The organism is Amycolatopsis orientalis, from assembly GCF_000943515.2.
Taxonomy (GTDB): domain Bacteria; phylum Actinomycetota; class Actinomycetes; order Mycobacteriales; family Pseudonocardiaceae; genus Amycolatopsis; species Amycolatopsis orientalis.
On sequence record NZ_CP016174.1, the window covers coordinates 5,723,613 to 5,742,051 of the forward strand.

The following is an 18,439-nucleotide window of genomic DNA, read 5'->3' on the forward strand; positions in this document are numbered from 1 at the left end:
CCCCTCCGAAGTGTCATAAGGGGTCCCCATGGGACGAATTTGGTCCCATGGGGACCCCTTATGACACGCGCGCTACCGGACAGCGCGATCGTCGACTAACATTTCAGATGTGAGTGGGTTAGCGAAGGTGCCGAGGTCCCTTCTCCGGGACGAGGCCTACGAGAACATCCGCCGGGCGATCATCGACGGGACGCTGCCGCCAGGGACGAACCTGCGCGACGGCGATCTGGCCGAGCAGCTGGGTCTCTCCCGGGCGCCGGTGCGCCAGGCGCTGCTGCGCCTCGTCGAGGACGGTCTCGTCGAGTCGAAGCCCCAGAGCTACACGCGGGTGACGGGATTCGTCCCCGACGATGTCCGCGACGCCCTGCAGCTGGTCCGCACGCTGCAGGAGTTCGCGGTCCGGGTCGGCGCGCCCCGGATGGGCGCGACCGAGGTCGCGGTGATGCGCGCGGCCAACACCCGGTTCGCCGAAGCGATCGCCGCCGGGGACATCGCGGCCGCGATCGCCGCCGACGACGAACTTCACGACGTCCCGGTGCACGCAGCGCGCAACCGGGCGGTCGCCGCGACCTTGGCCCGCTACACCCCGCTGCTCCGGCGTCTCGAGTACGCCCGCTTCGGCTCCCTGCCCGCGCACCGGTCGGTCCAGCGCCATGCGGAGCTGATCGACGCCATCGAGGCCGGGGACGCCGACGCGGCCTGCTCGATCACCGCCACGATCTGGACCGAACTCGAAGCCCTCCTGGAGACGCCATGACCCTCGCCGATTTCCCGCGCTACCCGCTGCTGTTCGGCCCCTCCCCCGTGCACCCGCTCGACCGGCTCACCGCCCACCTCGGCGGCGCGAAGGTCTGGGCGAAACGCGAGGACGTCAACTCGGGCATCGCGTTCGGCGGCAACAAGACCCGGAAGCTCGAATACCTGGTCGCCGACGCGCTCGCCTCGGGCGCGGACACGCTGATCTCGATCGGCGGCGTGCAGTCGAACCACACCCGCCAGGTCGCCGCGGCCGCCGCGCGAGCCGGGCTGAAGGCCGTGCTCGTGCAAGAGAGCTGGGTGGACTGGAACGACCCGCTCTACGACAGGGTCGGCAACATCCAGCTCTCGCGCATCCTCGGCGCCGACATCCGGATGGTCGAAGCCGGATTCGGCGTCGGCTTCAAGGAGAGCTGGGAGAACGCGGTCAAGGAGATCGAGGCCTCCGGCGGCAAGCCATACGCGATCCCGGCGGGCGGGTCGGACCACCGCCTCGGCGGGCTCGGTTTCGCGAACTGGATGGTCGAACTCGAAGCGCAGGAGGCCGAACTCGGCGTCTTCTTCGACACGGTGGTCGTCTGCTCGGTCACCGGCAGCACCCAGGCCGGGATGGTCGCCGGGGCGGCGCTTTCCGGGAAGCCCCGGCGGATCCTCGGCATCGACGGTTCGGCGAAACCGGCCGAGACCCGCGACCAGATCACCCGTATCGCCCGCGCGACCGCGGAGCTGATCAGCGCCAGTGAGATCGACGAGGTCGAACTGGACGAGCGCTACCACGCCGGGATCTACGGCATCCCGGACGAGTCCACTTTGGACGCCATCCGGACGCTGGCACGGCTGGAGGGCGTGCTCACCGATCCGGTGTACGAGGGCAAGTCGATGGCCGGTCTGATCGACCTCGTTTCGCGCGGGGAGATCGCGAAGGACTCGAATGTGCTCTTCGCGCACCTGGGCGGGCAGCCCGCGCTTAACGGGTACACGAGCGTGCTGTAACGGCTGCCATGAAAGGTCCTTTCCTTGCGAAATTTGCAAGGAAAGGACCTTTCATGGCGCGCGCGGGGCTAGTCCGTCACGGCCAGGACGTCGATCTCCACCAGCAGCCCGGCAGGCAGGCCGACGTACACGGTGGTGCGGGCCGGGTGCGGCGCTTCGCCGATCAGCTTGTTGTAGACCTCGTTGAACGCGCCGAAGTGGTCGACGTCGGTCAGGTACACGCGCACCATCATCGCGTCGGCCAGGCTCGAACCGGCGGCCTCGAGCACCGCTTCGATGTTCTTGAACGTCTGCTCGGTCTGCTCACCGACGGTCTCGCCGACGATGGCGCCGGTGGCCGGGTCGAAGGCGACCTGGCCGGCCACCTGCAGGATGTTGCCCTTGCGGACCGCCTGCGAGAACGCGGCCACCGGCGTCGGCGCGTTCTCCGTGCTGATCGCGGTCTTGCTCATTCCAACTTCCCCTTTCGGTTCCCCGTCCATCCACTGTGGACGGAAGCTTCCTCGGCCGCGGCGAGCAGCTCGGGCACGAGCGCCATCAGACCGTCGTAGTCGAGCAGTACCTTCGGCACCGAGACCGACACGGCGGCCAGCACCACGCCGCCCGGGCCGCGGACCGGCGCGGCGACGCAATGGATGAAGTCCTCGTGTTCGGCGTTGTCCACCGCGTAGCCGCGGTCGGCGACGAGATCCAGTTCGGTCTCGTAGGCCGACGGCGTGGTGATCGTGTTCGGCGTGCGGGTGAAGAAGTCGATCCTCGACACCACGTCGGCCCGCTTCTCCGGCGTCATCGCCGCGACCAGCACCTTGCCGACGGCGGTGCAGTGCAGCGGGGCGCGTTTGCCGATGCGGGAGTACATCCGCACCGAATGCCTGCCTTCGAACTTGTCGATGTAGACGACCTCTCCGTCCTCATAGGACGCGAGGTGCACGGTGTGCCCGGTCCGCGCGTTGAGCCCGGCGAGCGCGGATTGCGCGGTGCGGCGGACGTCGCGGTCCTCCAGCGCCTGCTGGGCGAGGTCGAACAGCGCACTGCCCAGCCGGTAGTACCGCTGCCCCTCCCGGCGCACGAAGTGGTGCGTCTCCAGGGTGCGCAGCAGCCGCAGCACGGTCGACTTGTGCACGCCGATCTCCTCGGCGAGCTGGTCGAGTGTCTTCGGCTCGCGTGCGAGCCCGCTCAGCAGGGTGAGCGCCCGGTCCAGGCTCTGACTCATCCGCTCACCAATCCCTTGTCCGTCAGCTTCGCCGCCGCCCATGCTGCCTCATCCGCGCCGAGGAGCGCTTCGACGACGGATTCCGGGAGCGGGGTCCCCACGTCGTCGTGGGTCAGCAGGGTGGCCGCGGCCTGCAGATGACCGCGGCGGAGCCGGGTCGCGGGGTCGTCGCCGCGCAGGGTGGCGGCAAGGAAACCGGCCGCGAACGCGTCACCGGCGCCGACCGGCTCCACGACCTCGACCTGGAGCGCGGGTGAGAACAACGGTGGCTCGTCGCCGTCGACGAGCGTCACCCCGCGGGCCCCGTGCTTGACGACCAGCGTCTTCGGCCCGGGCACCGCGGCACGCAGCCGTTCCGGGTCGCCGGTCCCCCACACACGCTCGGCTTCGTCCTCGCCCGCCAGCACGATGTCGGCGCGGGCGGCCAGCCCGGCCAGCACCGACGGGTCACGTCCGGTCCACAGCGCGGGCCGGAAGTTCACGTCGAACGACACCAGCGTGCCGCCCCGCGGTCGTTCCATCAGGGCCCGCACCAGGTCGAGACAGCCGTCCGACAGCGCGGGGGTGATCCCGGACAGGTGGATGACGCGCACCCCGTCGAGGTCGAGTTTCCCCAGCAGCCCGGCGTCCATCCCGGACGCGGCGGAGCCTTTGCGGTAGTAGCGCACGGGGCTGCCGTCCGCTCCGCTCTCCTTGATGTACAGCCCGGTCGGGCGCGTCGGATCGACCACGACCGCGCTGACGTCCACCCCCGCTTCACCGATCTCACGCACCAGCGCGCGGCCGAACGGATCGTCGCCGACGGCACTCACCCACGCACTGGCGAAACCCAGTGCCGGGAGATGACAGGCGACGTTCGATTCGGCTCCGCCGATGGTCCGCACCCACTTCCGTACCTCGTCGGGCGGCCCGAATTCGGCCGGTACGAACAAGGCCATCGACTCCCCGATGCACAAAACGTCAGTGCTCTTCATCGCGCCGACCGCCATCCCGCTGCCAGGGCGCACGTCGAGAATTCATTCCGCCTCACGACCGCAAAGCGCCCCGCCATCGCGATGGCGGGGCCTCCGGCCGAAAAGGCGCGACCCCAAAAGATCAAAAGATTCCCGGGCGGCCGAGGCTCGCTTGTCACCTTCGCGTCTCCTAGTCGTCACGCCGTTGACCTCCAGCGGACCGGATGCTACACCTATCCCACGCAATATGCGCAACGTCCGTTGCAACATACGCAACCGAGGTGAACCTCATGTTCCAAGCCGGCACCATCGATTCCGCCGCGGTCGCGGCCATCCGGGAGGAACGCGTCGACTGGCGCTTCCGCTCGGTGGCGCCTTCGCTGTCCGGGCTCACGATCGGCGAGGCCGCGGCCCGCGGCGCGAAGCTGTTCGACGACGGCTTCCTCGGCCCGTTCGTGGTCCTCGACGAAGAGGCCGTCGAACACAACCTCCGCACGATGGCGGGCTGGTGCGCCGAACGCGGGGTCGCGCTGGCCCCGCACGGCAAGACGACGATGGCGCCGCAGCTGTTCGAGCGGCAGCTGAAGCACGGTTCCTGGGGCATCACCTGCGCGAACGCCGGGCATCTGCGGATCTACCGGGTGTTCGGGGTCTCCCGGATCCTGCTGGCGAACCAGCTGCTCGACCCGTCCGGCCTGAAGTGGCTCGCCGCGGAACTGGACGCCGACGACGACTTCGAGTTCGTCTGCTGGGTCGACTCGGTCCGCGGTGTCGAGCTGATGACCGAGGCCCTGCGTGGTGCCCGCCGCAAGGTGGACGTCCTGGTCGAACTCGGCGCCGAGGGCGGCCGCACCGGTGTCCGCGACACCGAGACCGCGCTCGCCGTCGCCGAGGCCGCGCACGCGAGCCCGGCCCTGCGGCTGCGGGGCTCCGGCGGGTACGAAGGCGCGCTTTCCCACCACACCGACGAAAAGTCGCTCCAGCTGATCAGCTCCTATGTGGACGGTCTGCGCGACCTGGTCTTCGCGTTCGCCGAAAAAGGGCTGCTCGACGACGCCGGGCAGATCATCGTCACCGGTGGCGGCAGCGCCTACTTCGACCGCGTCGCCGACGAGCTCACCAAGGACTGGGGTGGCCTGGACGTCCTGCCGATCCTGCGCAGCGGCGCCTACGTGACCCACGACGACGGCTTCTACCGGGTGATCTCCCCGCTGGGCGAACATCCGCGCATCGGCGGCGTCGCGTCCTTCCGTCCCGCGCTGCGCGCCTGGGCGCAGGTGACGTCGAAGCCGACGGACGAACTCGCGCTGCTCACCATCGGCAAACGTGACGCGTCCTTCGACGAAGGCATGCCCGAGCCGCGCCTGATCCGCAAGGGCGACGGGCCGCCGTCCGCGCTCGAAGGTCATTCCATCCAGAAGATGAACGACCAGCACGCCTTCCTCACGCTGCCCGCGTCGTCGCCGGTCGAGGTCGGCGACTGGATCGCGCTCGGCCTGTCGCATCCGTGCACCGTCTTCGACAAATGGCCCCTCATCCCGGTCGTCGGCCCCGACGGCGAGACCGTGCTCGATTTCGTCCGCACCCATTTCTGATCCGTCCTCCACCGCCGCAGAGGAAGAATCACCATGGACATCGTCGTCCGCTCCGCACTGGTCGCCGACGGCACCGGGGATCCGCTCACCAGGCACGACGTGGGCATCTCGGAAGGCCGTATCGCCAGTGTCGCCGAACCCGGCTCGCTCGCGGGCCGCCGCACCATCGACGCCGACGGACTCGTGCTCGCACCCGGGTTCATCGACATGCATTCGCATTCCGATCTCCAGCTGCTCGCGAACCCGGACCACCTCGCGAAGCTCTCGCAGGGCGTCACGACCGAGGTTCTCGGGCAGGACGGGCTCTCGTACGCGCCCGTGAACGACGACGTCCTCGCGTCGCTGCGCCAACAGCTCGCCGGATGGAACGACGACCCGGCCGGGTTCGACTGGAACTGGCGCTCGGTCGGTGAGTACCTCGACCGGCTCGACGCCGGGATCGCGGTCAACGCCGCCTACCTGGTGCCGCAGGGCACCGTCCGGATGCTCACCGTGGGCTGGGAAGACCGGCCCGCGACCGAGGCCGAGATGAACGCGATGAAGGAACTCGTCGCGACCGGGCTGGCCGAGGGCGCCATGGGCATGTCGTCGGGGCTCACCTACACGCCCGGTATGTACGCCACCACCGAGGAACTCGTCGAGCTGTGCCGGGTCGTCGGGGAGAACGGCGGTTTCTACAGCCCGCACCACCGCAGTTACGGCAAGGGCGCGCTCGAAGCCTTCGGCGAGATGGTCGACGTCTCCCGCCGGTCGGGCTGCCCGCTGCACCTCGCGCACGCCACGATGAACTTCTCGGTGAACAAGGGCAAGGCACCCCAGCTGCTGGAGCTGCTCGACCAGGCACTGGACGACGGCTGCGACATCTCGCTGGACACCTATCCCTACCTTCCCGGCGCCACTTACCTTTCCGCGCTGCTGCCGAGCTGGTCGACCGAAGGCGGCCTCGACGCCACCCTGACCCGACTGTCCGATGTGGACACGCGCGAGCGGATCCGCGCCGAGATCGAGGAGACCGGCTCCGACGGGGCACACGGAGTGCCGATCGACTGGGACGCCATCGAGATCAACGGCGTCCGGCGGGACGAGAACTCTCACCTCGTCGGGCATTCCGTCGCCGCTTCGGCCCAGCGGGCCGGGAGACCGGCCGCGGACCTGTACTTCGACGTCCTGCTTTCGGAAAAGCTCGGCACGTCCTGCCTGATGCACGTCGGGCACGAGGAGAACGTCCAGGCGATCATGCGTCACCGCACGCACACCGGTGGCAGCGACGGACTTCTCGTCGGAGCGCGGCCGCATCCCCGCGCCTGGGGCACGTTCCCGCGTTATCTCGCGCGCTATGTCCGCGAACTCGGCGTTCTCGACCTCGCCGAATGCGTCGCCCACCTCACCGGCCGCGCCGCGAAACGCCTGCGGCTGACCGACCGGGGCCTCGTCCGCGCCGGATACGCGGCGGACCTCGTGCTGTTCGACCCGGAAACCGTCGCCGACACCGCCACGTTCGACGAACCGCGGCAGCAGGCCGCCGGTATCCCCCATGTCTTCGTCAACGGTGTCGCCGCCATCGACGATGGTCAACCGACCGGCGCCCTCGCCGGCCATTCACTGCGCAACCCCGGGAGTGTCCGATGATCGACTGGCTCCAACATTCGACGGGAGGGCTCCTGACCCTCGCCGCCGTCTCGATCGCGGTGTTGCTGTTCCTCATCATCAAGGTCAAACTCGAGCCCTTCATCGCGCTGATCGTGGTCGGCCTGCTGACCGCGCTGGCCGCGGGCCTGCCGGTCGGCCAGATCGTCGGTTCCGCGCAGAAGGCGTCGGACTCCCTGCTGGAAAAGGGTTTCGGCGGGATCCTCGGGCATATCGCCGCGATCATCGGTCTCGGCACCATCCTCGGGTCCATTTTGGAGCGTTCCGGTGGGGCGAAGGTGCTCACCGGCGCGCTGCTGCGGGCCATCGGTGAGAAGCGGGCCCCGCTGGCGATGGGCCTCGCCGGATTCGTCTTCGGTATCCCGGTCTTCTTCGACATCGGCATCTTCGTGCTGGCACCGCTGGTCTACGTCGCCGCCAAACAGGGCGGCCGCTCGCTGGTGCTGTACGCGCTGCCGTTGCTCGCCGGTCTTTCCATCACGCACGCGTTCCTCCCGCCGCACCCCGGGCCGGTGGCCGCGGCCGGCTTGCTGCACGTGGAACTCGGCTGGATCATCCTGATGGGCCTGGTCTGCGGTATCCCGGCGTTCCTCGTCGGCGGCGTCGCTTACTCGACCTGGATCGGCAAACGCGTCGACGTCGAGGTCCCCGCGGAATTCCTGGTCGCCGAGGAAGAAGGCGAAAAGGAGGAGAACCCGCCGTCGCTCCGCCTGGTGCTGGCGATCATCGCGGTCCCGCTGGTGCTGATCCTCGCCGGGACCTTCGGCAGCATCTGGCTGCCCAAGAACTCCGCGCCCGCCGGTGTCGCCGCGTTCATCGGTACCCCGGCGGTCGCCCTGACGATCTCGGTGCTGCTCGCGTCGTGGCTGCTGGGCCTGCGCCGCGGTCTGACGGGCAAGGACCTGAGCGAGCTTTCCGCGAAGTCGCTGCGCCCGGTCGCGATGATCCTGCTGGTGGTCGGCGCGGGCGCGTTCTTCGGTGCCGTGCTGTCCGCCACCGGTATCGGCAAGGCCGTCGCGGGATCGCTGGACAACGCCGGCCTGCCGGTCATCCTCGCCGCGTATGTGATCAGCTGCGGGATGCGGATCGCGCAGGGCTCGGCGACCGTCGCGATCGTGACCACGAGCGGCATCGTCGCGCCGACGGTGGCGACGCTGGGCTATTCCCAGATCCAGCTCGCGCTGCTGGTCGTCGCGATCTCGGCCGGGTCGATCATCGCCTCGCATGTGAACGACGGCGGGTTCTGGATCATCTCGCGGTACTTCAACATGACCGTGCCGCAGACCCTGAAAACCTGGACCGTCCTGGAAACCGTCCTTTCCGTTTCCGGTTTCGGCGTGGCAGCATTGCTCATGGCAGTGGTTTAAACCACCCGACATCTGGGAGAAATCACGATGACCGGACTCGATCGACGCACCTTCCTCGGCGCCGTCGGAGCGGCTGGACTCACCACCGTTCTCGGTTCCCAGCTCGCGAACGCTTCCGAACAGACCTGCGGACCGAAGGGAACCGGGGCCATCTACATCAGCAGTTACACCAGTTCCGGGCACGGGCTCGATGTCGCTCACCGGGACGCGGCGACCAACGCGCTCGTCGTCGACCGGACCATTCCGGGGATCAGCAACGCCTCCTGGTTCGACATCAGCGCCGACCGCAAGACGCTGTATGTGACCAATGAGGACGAGAACGGCCAGATCTCCGCGCTGAGTCTCACCGATCCGGCGAAACCGAAGCTGCTCAACAATAAATCGGCGAAGGGCAAGCACCCGACGCATCTGAGCGTCCACTCGAGCCAGAAGTACGTGCTGGCCGCGAACTACAGCAGCGGCAGCGTCGTCGTCCTGCCGATCCTCGCGGGCGGGAAACTCGGCGACGTCGTCGATCTGGCGCAGCACAAGGGCGCCGAGCGTCAGGCGCACGCCCATCAGGTGGTCAACGACCCCACCGGCAAGTGGGTGCTCGCGGTCGACCTCGGCGCGGATTCGGTCTACGTCTACAAACTCGACGTCGCGACCGGGAAGCTCAAGCTGAACCAGCAGCTGAAGCTCCCGTCGGGCGCGGGACCCCGGCACCTCGCGTTCCACCCCAACGGCAAGTACGCCTACATTCTCGGCGAGTTGCGGGCCGAGGTGACTGTCGCGGCGTGGAACCCGGCCACCGGGAAGCTCACCGCGAGCCAGGTTGTCCCGGCCGTCCCGGCGGGCACGCCCGGCGAGCAGTATCCGGGCGAGATCACCACGTCCAAGGACGGCAGGTTCGTCTACGCGTCGGTGCGCGGCTCCGACACCATCGCGTCGTTCGGCGTCGGCGAGGACGGGAAGTCCTTGAAGCTGCTGAACAACGCGCCCGTCGGTGGCGTGTACCCGCGCCACTTCACCCTCGACCCGACCGAGCGCTGGTTCTACGTCTCGAGCGACAAGTCCGGCACGCTCAGCTGGCTGCCGCGCGATCCCGACACCGGTCTTCCTGGTGCCGTCGCCGGGAAACTGGCGCTCGCCCAGGTCAATTCCGTCTTTTTCACCTAAGGAGAAACTCCCATGAGAACTCGCGTGCTCATCGCGGGCCTCGCGGCGATCGGCCTCGTCTCAGGCTGTGCGCCGGCGCAGAACACCCCCGCCGCGAGCGGTGGTGACGAGAAGACCGGCACGGTCCGGGTGTGGCTGTTCGACGAAGCCAACCGCGCCCCCAAGGAGGCCGCGGTCAAGGAGGCGATCGCCGAGTTCAAGGCGGCGCATTCCGGGGTCGAGGTCGACGTCCAGTGGATCCCGGTGGAAGGCCGCGCGGACAAGTTCTCCGGCGCCTTCAACGATCCGGCCAGCGCGCCGGACGTCGCCGAGTTCGGCAACACCGACGTCTCCAGCTACGCCGCCACCGGCGCGCTGGCCGACCTGACCGGCGATCTCTCGTCGTGGAAGGAAGGCGCCGACATCCTGCCGGCGGTACTGGAGACGGCGAAATCCGGCGGCAAGACCTACGGGCTCCCCTGGTTCACCGGCATCCGTGCGTTGTACTACCGCACGGACCTCTTCACCGAACTCGGCCTCAAGCCGCCCGCGACGCTGGCGGAACTGACCGAGACCGCGAGGACCATCCGCGCGAGGAAGCCGGAGCTGTACGGCATCTCCGTCGGTGGCAAGTACACCTACGCGATGCTGCCGTTCGTCTGGGCGAACGGTGGCGAGATCGCGAAGCAGGACGGCGGCAAGTGGAAGTCCACTATGGACTCCGAACAGGCCAAGGCCGGGGTGACGGCGTACGCGAACCTGCTGAAGGCGGACATCTGCCCGCCGGAGCAGTGCGCCAACCTCACCGGGACGCAGAGCATCACGGCCTTCGCCGGCGGCAAGGCGGGGATGTCGATCGGTGGTGACTTCAACCGCAAGGCCGTCGAAGCCGGTCAGGTCAAGGGGAAGTACGCGATCATCCCGATCCCGGGCACCGAGGCGGGCAAGATCGCCCCGGCGTTCGCGGGCGGCAACCTGCTCGGCGTGTTCAACGCGACCAAGCGCAAGAGCCTCGCGGTCGAGTTCACCGAACTGCTCGGTGGCGCCAAGTACCAGGAGAAGATGTACACCGCCATGGGCAACCTGCCGACGCTCGCCAGCGTCCAGCAGAAGGTCGCCGCGAGCGACCCGTCGGTCAAGCCGTTCGTCGACACGCTCACCGCGGGCACGAAGTTCGTCCCCGCCACCGCGGCGTGGTCGAAGATCGACGCGCAGAACGTGCTGCCGACCGCGATCCAGCAGATCGCGACCGGTGGCAAGGATCCGGCGGCCGCGCTGGCCACCGCGACCGCCGAGATGAACAAGGCGTTCGGCTGATCCCATGGTGATCAAGGAAATCCCGCGCACCGCGGCCTCGCCCGCCCCGGCACGGCGGTCACCCCGCCGTCGCCGGGACGGGCGGGCCGCCCTGCTCTACCTGGCTCCCGGCGGCATCCTGCTGCTGGCGATGCTGGTCTACCCGATCTACCAGCTCGTCCTGATCTCGTTCTACGACTACGGCCAGCCGCAGGCCGTCGGCAACGCGCCGCTGGTGTTCCTCGGCTTCGGCAACTACGTCGAACTGCTGGAGAACGTCCAGTTCTGGGAGGTGCTGGCCAAGACCCTCGGTTTCACCGCGGTCTGCGTCGTCGGCAGTCTCGCGCTCGGCACGGGGCTCGCCGTGCTGGCGACCCGGGTCCGGGCCTGGGCGCGGGTCCCGCTGTTCCTGGCGGCGCTGGCCGCGTGGGCGACACCGGCGATGGCGGGCTCGTACGTCTGGCTGTTCCTGTTCGACGCCGATTTCGGCCTGGTCAACGAGGTGCTTTCGGGCCTCGGGTTCACCGGGATGGCGAACCATTCCTGGACCTTCGACACCTACAGCACGTTCGGCCTGGTGGCCGCCGAGGTCATCTGGTGTTCGTTCCCGTTCGTCATGGTGACGATGTACGCGGGGCTCAAGGGCGTGCCGGAGGAGGTCATCGAGGCCGCGTACCTCGACGGCGCGTCGACCTGGCGCACCACGTGGTCGATCACCCTGCCGATGGTGCGGCCGCTGCTGACCATCGCCACGATCCAGTCGATCATCTGGGACTTCAAGATCTTCACCCAGATCTACGTGATGACCAACGGCGGCGGCGTGGCCGGGCGCAACCTCGTGCTCAACGTCTTCGCCTATCAACAGGCTTTCGCCGGACAGGAATACGGTCTCGGCGCGGCACTCGGAGTCGTGATGACCTTGCTGCTGCTGTCCATCACCGGGTTGTACGTCCGGTCGCAACGCCGGAGCGCGGGATGGGTGTGACCACGGCTCCCGCCCGGAGCGCCCGCCGGGTCAAACGGCCCGGCAGGCTGATCGCCGAGATCATCTGCGTGGTGATCGCCGGGATGGTCGCGTTCCCGGTGTACTGGATGGTGCTTTCGGCGTTCAAGCCCACCGGGCAGATCCAGGCGGAGAACCCGCGCCCCTGGACGCTCACGCCGACGCTGGAGCATTTCGAACGGGTGCTCAGCGGCGAGGGCTTCGCGATGTTCTTCCTGAACAGCGTGATCGTGGCCGTCGTGGTGGTGGCGTTGTCGCTGCTGCTTTCGTTCCTTTCGGCGGTGGCGCTGACCCGGTTCAACTTCAAGGGCAAGACCGTCCTGCTGGTGATGGTGCTGGTCGCCCAGATGGTGCCGGTGGAGGCGCTGACCATCCCGTTGTTCTTCCTGATGCGGTCGGTCGGCGACGTCGCTCCGGCGTTCGGCACCAACCACCTCGGCTCGCTGATCCTGGTGCACCTGGCGTTCAGCCTGCCGTTCGCGATCTGGATGCTGCGCGGCTTCGTCGCCGCGGTGCCGCAGGAGCTGGAAGAGGCGTCGAAGATCGACGGGGCGAGCCGCATGCGGTTCACCTGGCAGATCCTCTTCCCGCTGGTGGCGCCCGGGCTGGTGGCGATCAGTGTGCTGGCGTTCATCCACGCCTGGAACGACTTCCTGTTCGCGAAGACGTTCATCATCTCCAACACCGAGAACCAGACGCTCCCGCTGGCGATTCTCGTGTTCTTCAAACCGGAGGACACCGACTGGGGCGCGGTGATGGCGGGCTCGACCCTGATGACCATCCCCGTGCTGGTGTTCTTCATCCTTGTCCAACGACGACTCGTGTCCGTCATGGGCGGCGCGGTGAAGGGCTGACATGCCGGGATTCGAAACGCTCCTCCCCCGTCCCGTCTCGGTGGAACCGCTGCCGGGAGAATGCCCGGTACCGTCCGAAGTGGACGTCCGCGCGGCGGCCGGGCTGCCCGCCGAGGGTTACCGGCTGGAGATCGACCCGTCCGGTGTGACCCTGCATGTGGCAGACGCGGCGGGCGAGTTCTACGGCCGTCAGACGCTCCGGCAGCTCATCGGGCCGGACGCGTTCCGGGCCGCGTCCATCCACAACGGACAGACGATGATCCCGTGCGGTGTGGTCACCGACCATCCGCGGTTCGGCTGGCGCGGCTGTCTGCTCGACGTGGCAAGGCATTTCCGGACCAAGGCCGAGGTGCTGCGGTTCGTCGACCTGCTCGCCGCGCACAAGCTCAACGTGCTCAACCTGCATCTGACCGATGACCAGGGCTGGCGGATCGAGATCCCCGAGTTCCCCAAGCTGACCGAGGTCGGCGGTTGGCGGGAGTCGTCCATGGTCGGGCGGCACGACGGACCGGAACGCGACGGGCGCCCGCACGGCGGGTTCTACACGACCGATGATCTCCGCGAGATCGTCGCCTACGCCGCCGCGCGCTCGGTGACGGTGGTCCCGGAGGTCGACATCCCCGGGCACGCGCGGGCCGCGATCGCCGCCTATCCCGAACTCGGACCGGAGACCGCCGAACCCTGGGAGGTCTGGACGAGCTGGGGTATCAGCACGTCGCTGCTGAACACGGAGAAGTCCACAGTGGACTTCTTCAAGGGTGTCTTCGACCACGTGCTGGAGATCTTCCCTTCGGAGGTCATCGCCCTAGGCGGCGACGAGGTGCCCGGCGCGACCGAGGACCACGGCCGGTTCGTCCGCGAGATCGCGCGGCACCTGGTCGAACGAGGACGTCGTCCGCTGGGCTGGGACGAGGTGCTGGAAGCGGGTGACCTGCCGCCGATGGTCATCGGCTCGTGGCAGAGCGAGGCGGCCGGGGCGCGTGCGGCGGCCGCCGGGCACGACGTCGTCATGTGCCCCGAGGACCACGTGTATCTGGACCACCGGCAGTCCGACCACCTCGACGAGCCGATCCCCGTCGGCTACCTGAGGACTCTGGAGGACTTCTACGGTTACGAGCCGGTGCCCGCGGATTTTCCGGCCGGGAAATCGATTCTCGGTACCCAGGCGCAGGTCTGGTCGGAGCATCTCGACACCGTGCGGCGGGTGGACTACGCCGCCTTCCCGCGGCTGTGCGCGTTCGCCGAGGTGGCGTGGAGCGATCCGGTGGGGCGGGACTACGCGGAGTTCCTGCCGCGGCTGCGGGATCACCATCTGCCGCGGCTGGACGCGCTGGGCGTCGAGTACCGGCCGCTCGACGGGCCGCGTCCCTGGCAGACGCGGCCGGGAGTCTCGGGACGGCCTCGGTAGAGGTTATGCCGCGCGGGCCGCTTGGTTCCCACGTCCGGTGCGCCTTCCTTGCGCTCAGGTACCGGAAGGGGGCCATCATGGAGTGATGAGTGATCAGTCCGCGCGGTGGGTCGACGCCACCCAGCTCCCTGAAGAACTCGTAGCGCTCATCGACGCTCTCCGCCCCGGCGAGGACGTGCTCATCACTCGCGACGGCGAGACGATCGCGAAGATTTCCGGCGCGTATCCCGAGGCCAAGGGGTTCGCAGCCCCCGCTTCCGAGGACATCACTGTCGTGGCCACCGCCATGAAGCTTTCGGCTTCGGCGCGCGACTCGCTGTCCGAGCGGCTCGGCCCCGGCTACCTCGTGCTGGACCTGCACTCGGCTCCCCCGACCGTCGACGTCCTACTGGTCCCGCCCGCCAGCCCGCAGCTGATCGGGAACTTTCGCGCGCTGTACCCAAAGGCGCGGATCGTGATCACGGAGATCGAGGACGCCGAACTCGGGGTCAAGTACGAAGGCCCGGTGCGCCGCCTCCTCGATGCCGGGGCCGAGGCCTATATCCCGTCCAGCACGATCCCTCGGCTGGCGGAGCAGCTGGACCGGACCATGACCCAGCTGCGGCAGCTCACCGGCGACTCGTCGGCTCCCCTGACCATCGAATCGCCGCGAGACCGCGCCCTCGAATAGCAAGCCACCCGTCCTGTCGTGAGTGGTAAGTGTCGTTCTAACGACACTTACCACTCACGACCAACTTTCGGGCCCGGTGACCTGGGCGGCGGCTCTGACCGGCGGCTTATGCCAGAGCGGCGGATGTCTTTGTACGAGCCTTGTGCGGACGCCGGTTAGCTTCCGTGGGATGTCCTGGAAACTGCTTTCCGTGACCGTGCTCGCCGCCCTCGCGTGCACCGGGTTCACGACGGCCGAAGCCGCTTCGAAGACTTACTACGTCGATCAGGTCGCCGGTAGCGACACCGCGAGCGGCACCTCGCAGCAGGCGCCGTGGAAATCACTGGCGAAGGTCTCCGCCACCACGTTCGCGGCGGGCGACACCGTTCTGCTGCGCCGCGGCGGAGCCTGGTCCGGCGGTCTCACCGTCAAGGGCTCAGGCGTCACGATCGGCGCGTACGGCACCGGCGCCCGTCCGATCATCAAGGGCAACGCCGAAGCCTGCGTGGCCCTGCCCGGCGACGACAACGTCGTCCAGGATCTGCAGATCGGTGTCGCCGCCGACGCCGGTCGCTGCTCGTGGGCCGGGGTGAAGGTGACCGGAGACCGCAACAAGGTGCTGTCGAACCTGATCACCGGCGCCGGGGCGGGCGTGTACCTCGCGCCGTCGGCGGATCGCACCGAGGTCACGCAGAACGACCTCGTCGACAACAACCACATGACCGTGGTGACCCCGGGAGGCAACGACGACTCCGGCGCGTTCGCCGTGCTGGTCCAGGGCAACGACTCCGACATCGGCTGGAACCGGATCAGCGGCTCGATCGCGAAAGCCGACGATTTCGGCGGCCTCGACGGCGCCGCGGTCGAGATCTTCTACGGATCCCGCAACGTCATCCACCACAACATCTCCGAGGACAACGAGACCTTCACCGAACTCGGCACGGACACCAAGGATCCCGACGGCGTCTCGACCGGCAACGTCTTCGAGTACAACGCCGTCTTCGGCGCCAAGACGCGCGGCGGGATCATCACGCGCGGGGCCGAGGACGGCAACGGCCCGGTCCTCGGCACCGTGTTCCGCAACAACTCGCTCCAGCTCACCAACGCCGAGTCGGAGGGTTTCGTCTGCTACGGCGGCTGCACGAACCAGATGCTGAGGATGACGCAGAACGTCGTGCAGGCGGCGTACAAGGTCGGTTACGCGGACTCGACCTTCACCGCCACCGACCACAATGTCTACTTCGGTGGGCTCCGGCAGTTCACGCCGGGCGCGACGGACAAGGTGGCCGACCCGAAGTACACCTCAGCGACGAACCTGATCCTGCGGTCGGGCAGCCCGGCGATCGACCTCGGCACCACGAAATACGCCGACCGTGACGTCGACGGGAACGTCGTGTACGCCGGTGCCCGGGTGGACGCGGGCGCCTACGAGTTCTCGGATTAGAAAATCTCGTGAGTGGTAATGACGGTCAGAACCGTCATTGTTACTAGTCAGGTGGTTGCGGGTCGGGTTGGTAGCCAGGGGTTTCCGGTGATGGCGTCGCGGAGCGCGGTGAGGGTGTTGAGGCCGTGTTTGCGGATGGTGGAGATGTAGGAGCGCACGGTGAGCCAGGTGGTGGCGCCGTGGTGGGTGCGCCATCCGCCGGTGATTTTGAGCTGGGTTTTGGTCATGCGGATGTCGCGTTCGGCCTGGTTGTTGGTGAAGGGAACGGTCAGGTCGAACGCGAACCGCAGGGTGTCGCCGCGGTATTTCTCGAGTCGTTCGAGCAGGCGGCGGGCCTGGGATTGGGTGGGTCTTCCGCCTTTGGGGTGGCCTCGTTGGTTGCGCGGATGCAGGTCCAGGCCGGTGCGGACGTGGGTGTCGTAGCGGCCGGTCATCGGTGTGAGGACGTCGTCGGGGATCTCGGACAGGTCCAGGTCACGGGCGGTGTGGGCGGCGGCGTTGAGTTCGTCGAGGACATCACTGAGCCCGGTGGGCCAGGCCTGATCGGGATGGGTCTCCGCCGCGGCTTGGAGCTCCCGCTGGTGGTGGGCGTTGCAGAGGGCGTGAGTGAGGTCGTAGGTGCGGTAGGAGTGGTAGCCGTCGTGCACCGCGATGCCGGCGAAGCCGTTCAGGATCCCGAACGCGTCGATCGCTTCGCGGCCGCGTTTGTCATGCAGGAAATAGACGGTCAACCACAGCGTGCTGGCCGAGTGGAGCCACCTGTTCTTGCCGAGCACCCGGACACCGGTCTCGTCGAAATGCGCCAACGGCGCCGCCACGATCGCTGCCTGAACGGCCTCGACGAACGGGGCCAGCCCGGGCGCGAGACGCCCCAGCACCGAGCTGACCCAGCCGGTGGACACCGCCATACCGGTCACCTCGGCCAGCAGTTCAGCGGCACGGGAGATCGGAAGATGCTGATAGGTCAGCAGATACGCGGCCAACGCGGTCACATTCGGCCCATAGCAGGCCGCAGCGGTGGCCTCGGCCGGGGCGGGCGCGGTGGTCAGCACCCCGCACCGGCAGCGACGTTGATACAGACGATGCTCGGTCACCACCGGGACGATCTCGGGCAGATCATGCACCTGACGGCGCACCACGCCCACATCCGGACGGCACGACAGCCCTGTCCCGCAGCCCGCACATGCCGACGGAACATGATCAACCACGGTGCCGGGATTATCGACCAGTGTCAGGCTCGCGCCCGGCGCCCCGGGTTGTTTCCCTTGCCCACGACCGGTTTTCCGGCGCAACGACCTCGGCGCCGGCTTGACATACACATCCTGCGACGGCGGTTTCGACGAATTCCGCGACGTGGTCTTCAGCTGCCGTTCCAGCTCCCCGACCCGCGCGGACAACCGCTCCACCTCGGCCCGCAACACCCGGATCGTCTCCGCCTGAGACACGACCAGAGCAGCCAACTCGTCATACGACGGACGCTCACCCCCGGCCACGTGGTGATCATCGCAGAACCATGATCACCACGTGACCGGGACCTGACTAGTTACCCGTCATTACCACTCACGAGGAATCAGTTGTAGATGCGCTGGACGGCGCCGGCCGCGCGGAACCCGTTGGCCCACAGCGAGTTGACCTTCGACACCTCGGTGGCGTTCGGCTTCGCGTTGGTGCAGGACGGGCCGGGGCCACCACCGGACATCAGCTCGGAGCACGGGCCCTCGTAGTGGTCCGGCAGGCCGAGCGCGTGGCCGGTCTCGTGCGCGGCGATCCGCGTCTGGTCGTACTCCCTCGCCTGGGTGTAGTCGATGAAGATGGTGCCGCGGCCGTGACCGTCGGTCTGGGCGTACGAACCCGACGGGTCGTTGCCTTCGGTGTAGCGCAGGGTGGCTCCCGACGAGCTCTCCTGCAACTTCACGTTGGACACCGAGTTGTTCCAGTTCGCCGCACCCGCCTGGATGGCGGCACGGAAGCTGGGCGCTCCCGAGGCGTCGTAGTAGACCGTGGTCACCGCCGCGGCCTGCTGAGCAGGCTGGACCGCGGCCGTGGCCTGCCCGGCGGTCACCGGGACGGCGAGCAGCGCCAAGCTCACGGACGCGGAGACGAAGAACTTCCTTGCCATGGACC

17 protein-coding genes are annotated in these 18,439 nt (G+C 68.1%); 12 read left to right on the forward strand and 5 right to left on the reverse strand.

From position 1 onward, the window contains the following. Positions 1–109 precede the first annotated feature (109 nt). Together SD37_RS24980 and SD37_RS24985 are read left to right on the forward strand one after the other, a co-directional pair. Positions 110–757 carry a GntR family transcriptional regulator gene (locus SD37_RS24980; protein WP_044851965.1) on the forward strand — a complete coding sequence of 216 codons (648 nt, stop codon included), beginning with the start codon at positions 110–112 and terminating at the stop codon, positions 755–757. Continuing rightward, on the forward strand, positions 754–1,749 hold the full coding sequence (locus tag SD37_RS24985) for a 1-aminocyclopropane-1-carboxylate deaminase (protein WP_044851964.1): 996 nt from the start codon (positions 754–756) through the stop codon (positions 1,747–1,749). The genes SD37_RS24980 and SD37_RS24985 overlap by 4 nt, the downstream gene beginning before the upstream one ends. 68 nt (positions 1,750–1,817) lie before the next feature. Here SD37_RS24985 and SD37_RS24990 read toward each other — a convergent pair whose 3' ends face one another. From SD37_RS24990 to SD37_RS25000, 3 genes are read right to left on the reverse strand one after another with little or no spacing between them, the layout of a single operon-like run. Continuing rightward, positions 1,818–2,201, reverse strand: a complete 384-nt coding sequence (locus SD37_RS24990) for a RidA family protein (protein WP_037313152.1) — start codon at positions 2,199–2,201, stop codon at positions 1,818–1,820. Next, the gene (locus SD37_RS24995) at positions 2,198–2,962 is read right to left on the reverse strand and encodes an IclR family transcriptional regulator (RefSeq protein WP_037313154.1); all 765 of its coding nucleotides are present in this window, start codon (positions 2,960–2,962) and stop codon (positions 2,198–2,200) included. The genes SD37_RS24990 and SD37_RS24995 overlap by 4 nt, the downstream gene beginning before the upstream one ends. Continuing rightward, positions 2,959–3,936, reverse strand: a complete 978-nt coding sequence (locus SD37_RS25000) for a sugar kinase (protein ID WP_083255310.1) — start codon at positions 3,934–3,936, stop codon at positions 2,959–2,961. Before SD37_RS25000 ends, SD37_RS24995 begins: the two co-directional genes overlap by 4 nt. A 269-nt stretch (positions 3,937–4,205) precedes the next feature. Here SD37_RS25000 and SD37_RS25005 point away from each other — a divergent pair, with 269 nt between their 5' ends. From SD37_RS25005 to SD37_RS25050, 10 genes are all read left to right on the forward strand, one after another. Beyond that, on the forward strand, positions 4,206–5,510 hold the full coding sequence (locus tag SD37_RS25005) for an amino acid deaminase (protein ID WP_044851963.1): 1,305 nt from the start codon (positions 4,206–4,208) through the stop codon (positions 5,508–5,510). 33 nt (positions 5,511–5,543) lie between these two features. Next, entirely contained in the window at positions 5,544–7,139 is a 1,596-nt protein-coding gene (locus SD37_RS25010; protein WP_044851962.1) for an N-acyl-D-amino-acid deacylase family protein, read from the forward strand. After that, positions 7,136–8,524, forward strand: coding sequence for a GntP family permease (locus tag SD37_RS25015; protein ID WP_044851961.1), 1,389 nt, complete (start codon positions 7,136–7,138; stop codon positions 8,522–8,524). Before SD37_RS25010 ends, SD37_RS25015 begins: the two co-directional genes overlap by 4 nt. 27 nt (positions 8,525–8,551) lie before the next feature. Further along, complete coding sequence (locus SD37_RS25020) at positions 8,552–9,682, forward strand: lactonase family protein (protein ID WP_044851960.1); 1,131 nt, start codon at positions 8,552–8,554, stop codon at positions 9,680–9,682. Between the two features lie 12 nt (positions 9,683–9,694). Then, entirely contained in the window at positions 9,695–10,978 is a 1,284-nt protein-coding gene (locus tag SD37_RS25025) for an extracellular solute-binding protein (protein WP_044851959.1), read from the forward strand. A gap of 4 nt (positions 10,979–10,982) precedes the next feature. Continuing rightward, positions 10,983–11,942 (forward strand): carbohydrate ABC transporter permease, encoded by a 960-nt coding sequence (locus SD37_RS25030; protein ID WP_044851958.1) that lies wholly within the window; start codon positions 10,983–10,985, stop codon positions 11,940–11,942. Further along, a complete protein-coding gene (locus SD37_RS25035) occupies positions 11,933–12,814 on the forward strand; it encodes a carbohydrate ABC transporter permease (protein ID WP_044851957.1) in 882 nt (293 codons plus the stop codon). Before SD37_RS25030 ends, SD37_RS25035 begins: the two co-directional genes overlap by 10 nt. Position 12,815: 1 nt before the next feature. Next, entirely contained in the window at positions 12,816–14,222 is a 1,407-nt protein-coding gene (locus SD37_RS25040) for a beta-N-acetylhexosaminidase (RefSeq protein WP_145926720.1), read from the forward strand. A gap of 85 nt (positions 14,223–14,307) precedes the next feature. Next, positions 14,308–14,892: a hypothetical protein gene (locus SD37_RS25045; RefSeq protein WP_044851956.1), complete on the forward strand. Its 585-nt coding sequence runs from the start codon at positions 14,308–14,310 to the stop codon at positions 14,890–14,892. 169 nt (positions 14,893–15,061) lie between these two features. Next, a complete protein-coding gene (locus SD37_RS25050) occupies positions 15,062–16,315 on the forward strand; it encodes a choice-of-anchor Q domain-containing protein (protein ID WP_044851955.1) in 1,254 nt (417 codons plus the stop codon). Between the two features lie 47 nt (positions 16,316–16,362). Here SD37_RS25050 and tnpC read toward each other — a convergent pair whose 3' ends face one another. Together tnpC and SD37_RS25060 are read right to left on the reverse strand one after the other, a co-directional pair. Further along, complete coding sequence (tnpC, locus tag SD37_RS25055) at positions 16,363–17,808, reverse strand: IS66 family transposase (protein WP_083254876.1); 1,446 nt, start codon at positions 17,806–17,808, stop codon at positions 16,363–16,365. Positions 17,809–17,885: 77 nt separating this feature from the next. After that, entirely contained in the window at positions 17,886–18,434 is a 549-nt protein-coding gene (locus SD37_RS25060) for a snapalysin family zinc-dependent metalloprotease (protein WP_044852009.1), read from the reverse strand. Positions 18,435–18,439: the final 5 nt, after the last annotated feature.

Excerpts from the sequence above, each read along its gene's own strand:
- SD37_RS25045 (WP_044851956.1), top strand. The coding sequence starts at position 14,308 with ATGAGTGATCAGTCCGCGCGGTGGGTCGACGCCACCCAGCTCCCTGAA.
- SD37_RS25050 (WP_044851955.1), top strand. The coding sequence starts at position 15,062 with ATGTCCTGGAAACTGCTTTCCGTGACCGTGCTCGCCGCCCTCGCGTGC.
- SD37_RS25040 (WP_145926720.1), top strand. The coding sequence starts at position 12,816 with ATGCCGGGATTCGAAACGCTCCTCCCCCGTCCCGTCTCGGTGGAACCG.
- SD37_RS24985 (WP_044851964.1), top strand. The coding sequence starts at position 754 with ATGACCCTCGCCGATTTCCCGCGCTACCCGCTGCTGTTCGGCCCCTCC.
- SD37_RS25000 (WP_083255310.1), bottom strand. The coding sequence starts at position 3,936 with ATGAAGAGCACTGACGTTTTGTGCATCGGGGAGTCGATGGCCTTGTTC.
- SD37_RS25060 (WP_044852009.1), bottom strand. The coding sequence starts at position 18,434 with ATGGCAAGGAAGTTCTTCGTCTCCGCGTCCGTGAGCTTGGCGCTGCTC.
- SD37_RS24990 (WP_037313152.1), bottom strand. The coding sequence starts at position 2,201 with ATGAGCAAGACCGCGATCAGCACGGAGAACGCGCCGACGCCGGTGGCC.
- SD37_RS25010 (WP_044851962.1), top strand. The coding sequence starts at position 5,544 with ATGGACATCGTCGTCCGCTCCGCACTGGTCGCCGACGGCACCGGGGAT.
- SD37_RS25030 (WP_044851958.1), top strand. The coding sequence starts at position 10,983 with ATGGTGATCAAGGAAATCCCGCGCACCGCGGCCTCGCCCGCCCCGGCA.
- SD37_RS25005 (WP_044851963.1), top strand. The coding sequence starts at position 4,206 with ATGTTCCAAGCCGGCACCATCGATTCCGCCGCGGTCGCGGCCATCCGG.
- SD37_RS25035 (WP_044851957.1), top strand. The coding sequence starts at position 11,933 with ATGGGTGTGACCACGGCTCCCGCCCGGAGCGCCCGCCGGGTCAAACGG.
- SD37_RS25025 (WP_044851959.1), top strand. The coding sequence starts at position 9,695 with ATGAGAACTCGCGTGCTCATCGCGGGCCTCGCGGCGATCGGCCTCGTC.
- SD37_RS24995 (WP_037313154.1), bottom strand. The coding sequence starts at position 2,962 with ATGAGTCAGAGCCTGGACCGGGCGCTCACCCTGCTGAGCGGGCTCGCA.
- SD37_RS25015 (WP_044851961.1), top strand. The coding sequence starts at position 7,136 with ATGATCGACTGGCTCCAACATTCGACGGGAGGGCTCCTGACCCTCGCC.
- SD37_RS25020 (WP_044851960.1), top strand. The coding sequence starts at position 8,552 with ATGACCGGACTCGATCGACGCACCTTCCTCGGCGCCGTCGGAGCGGCT.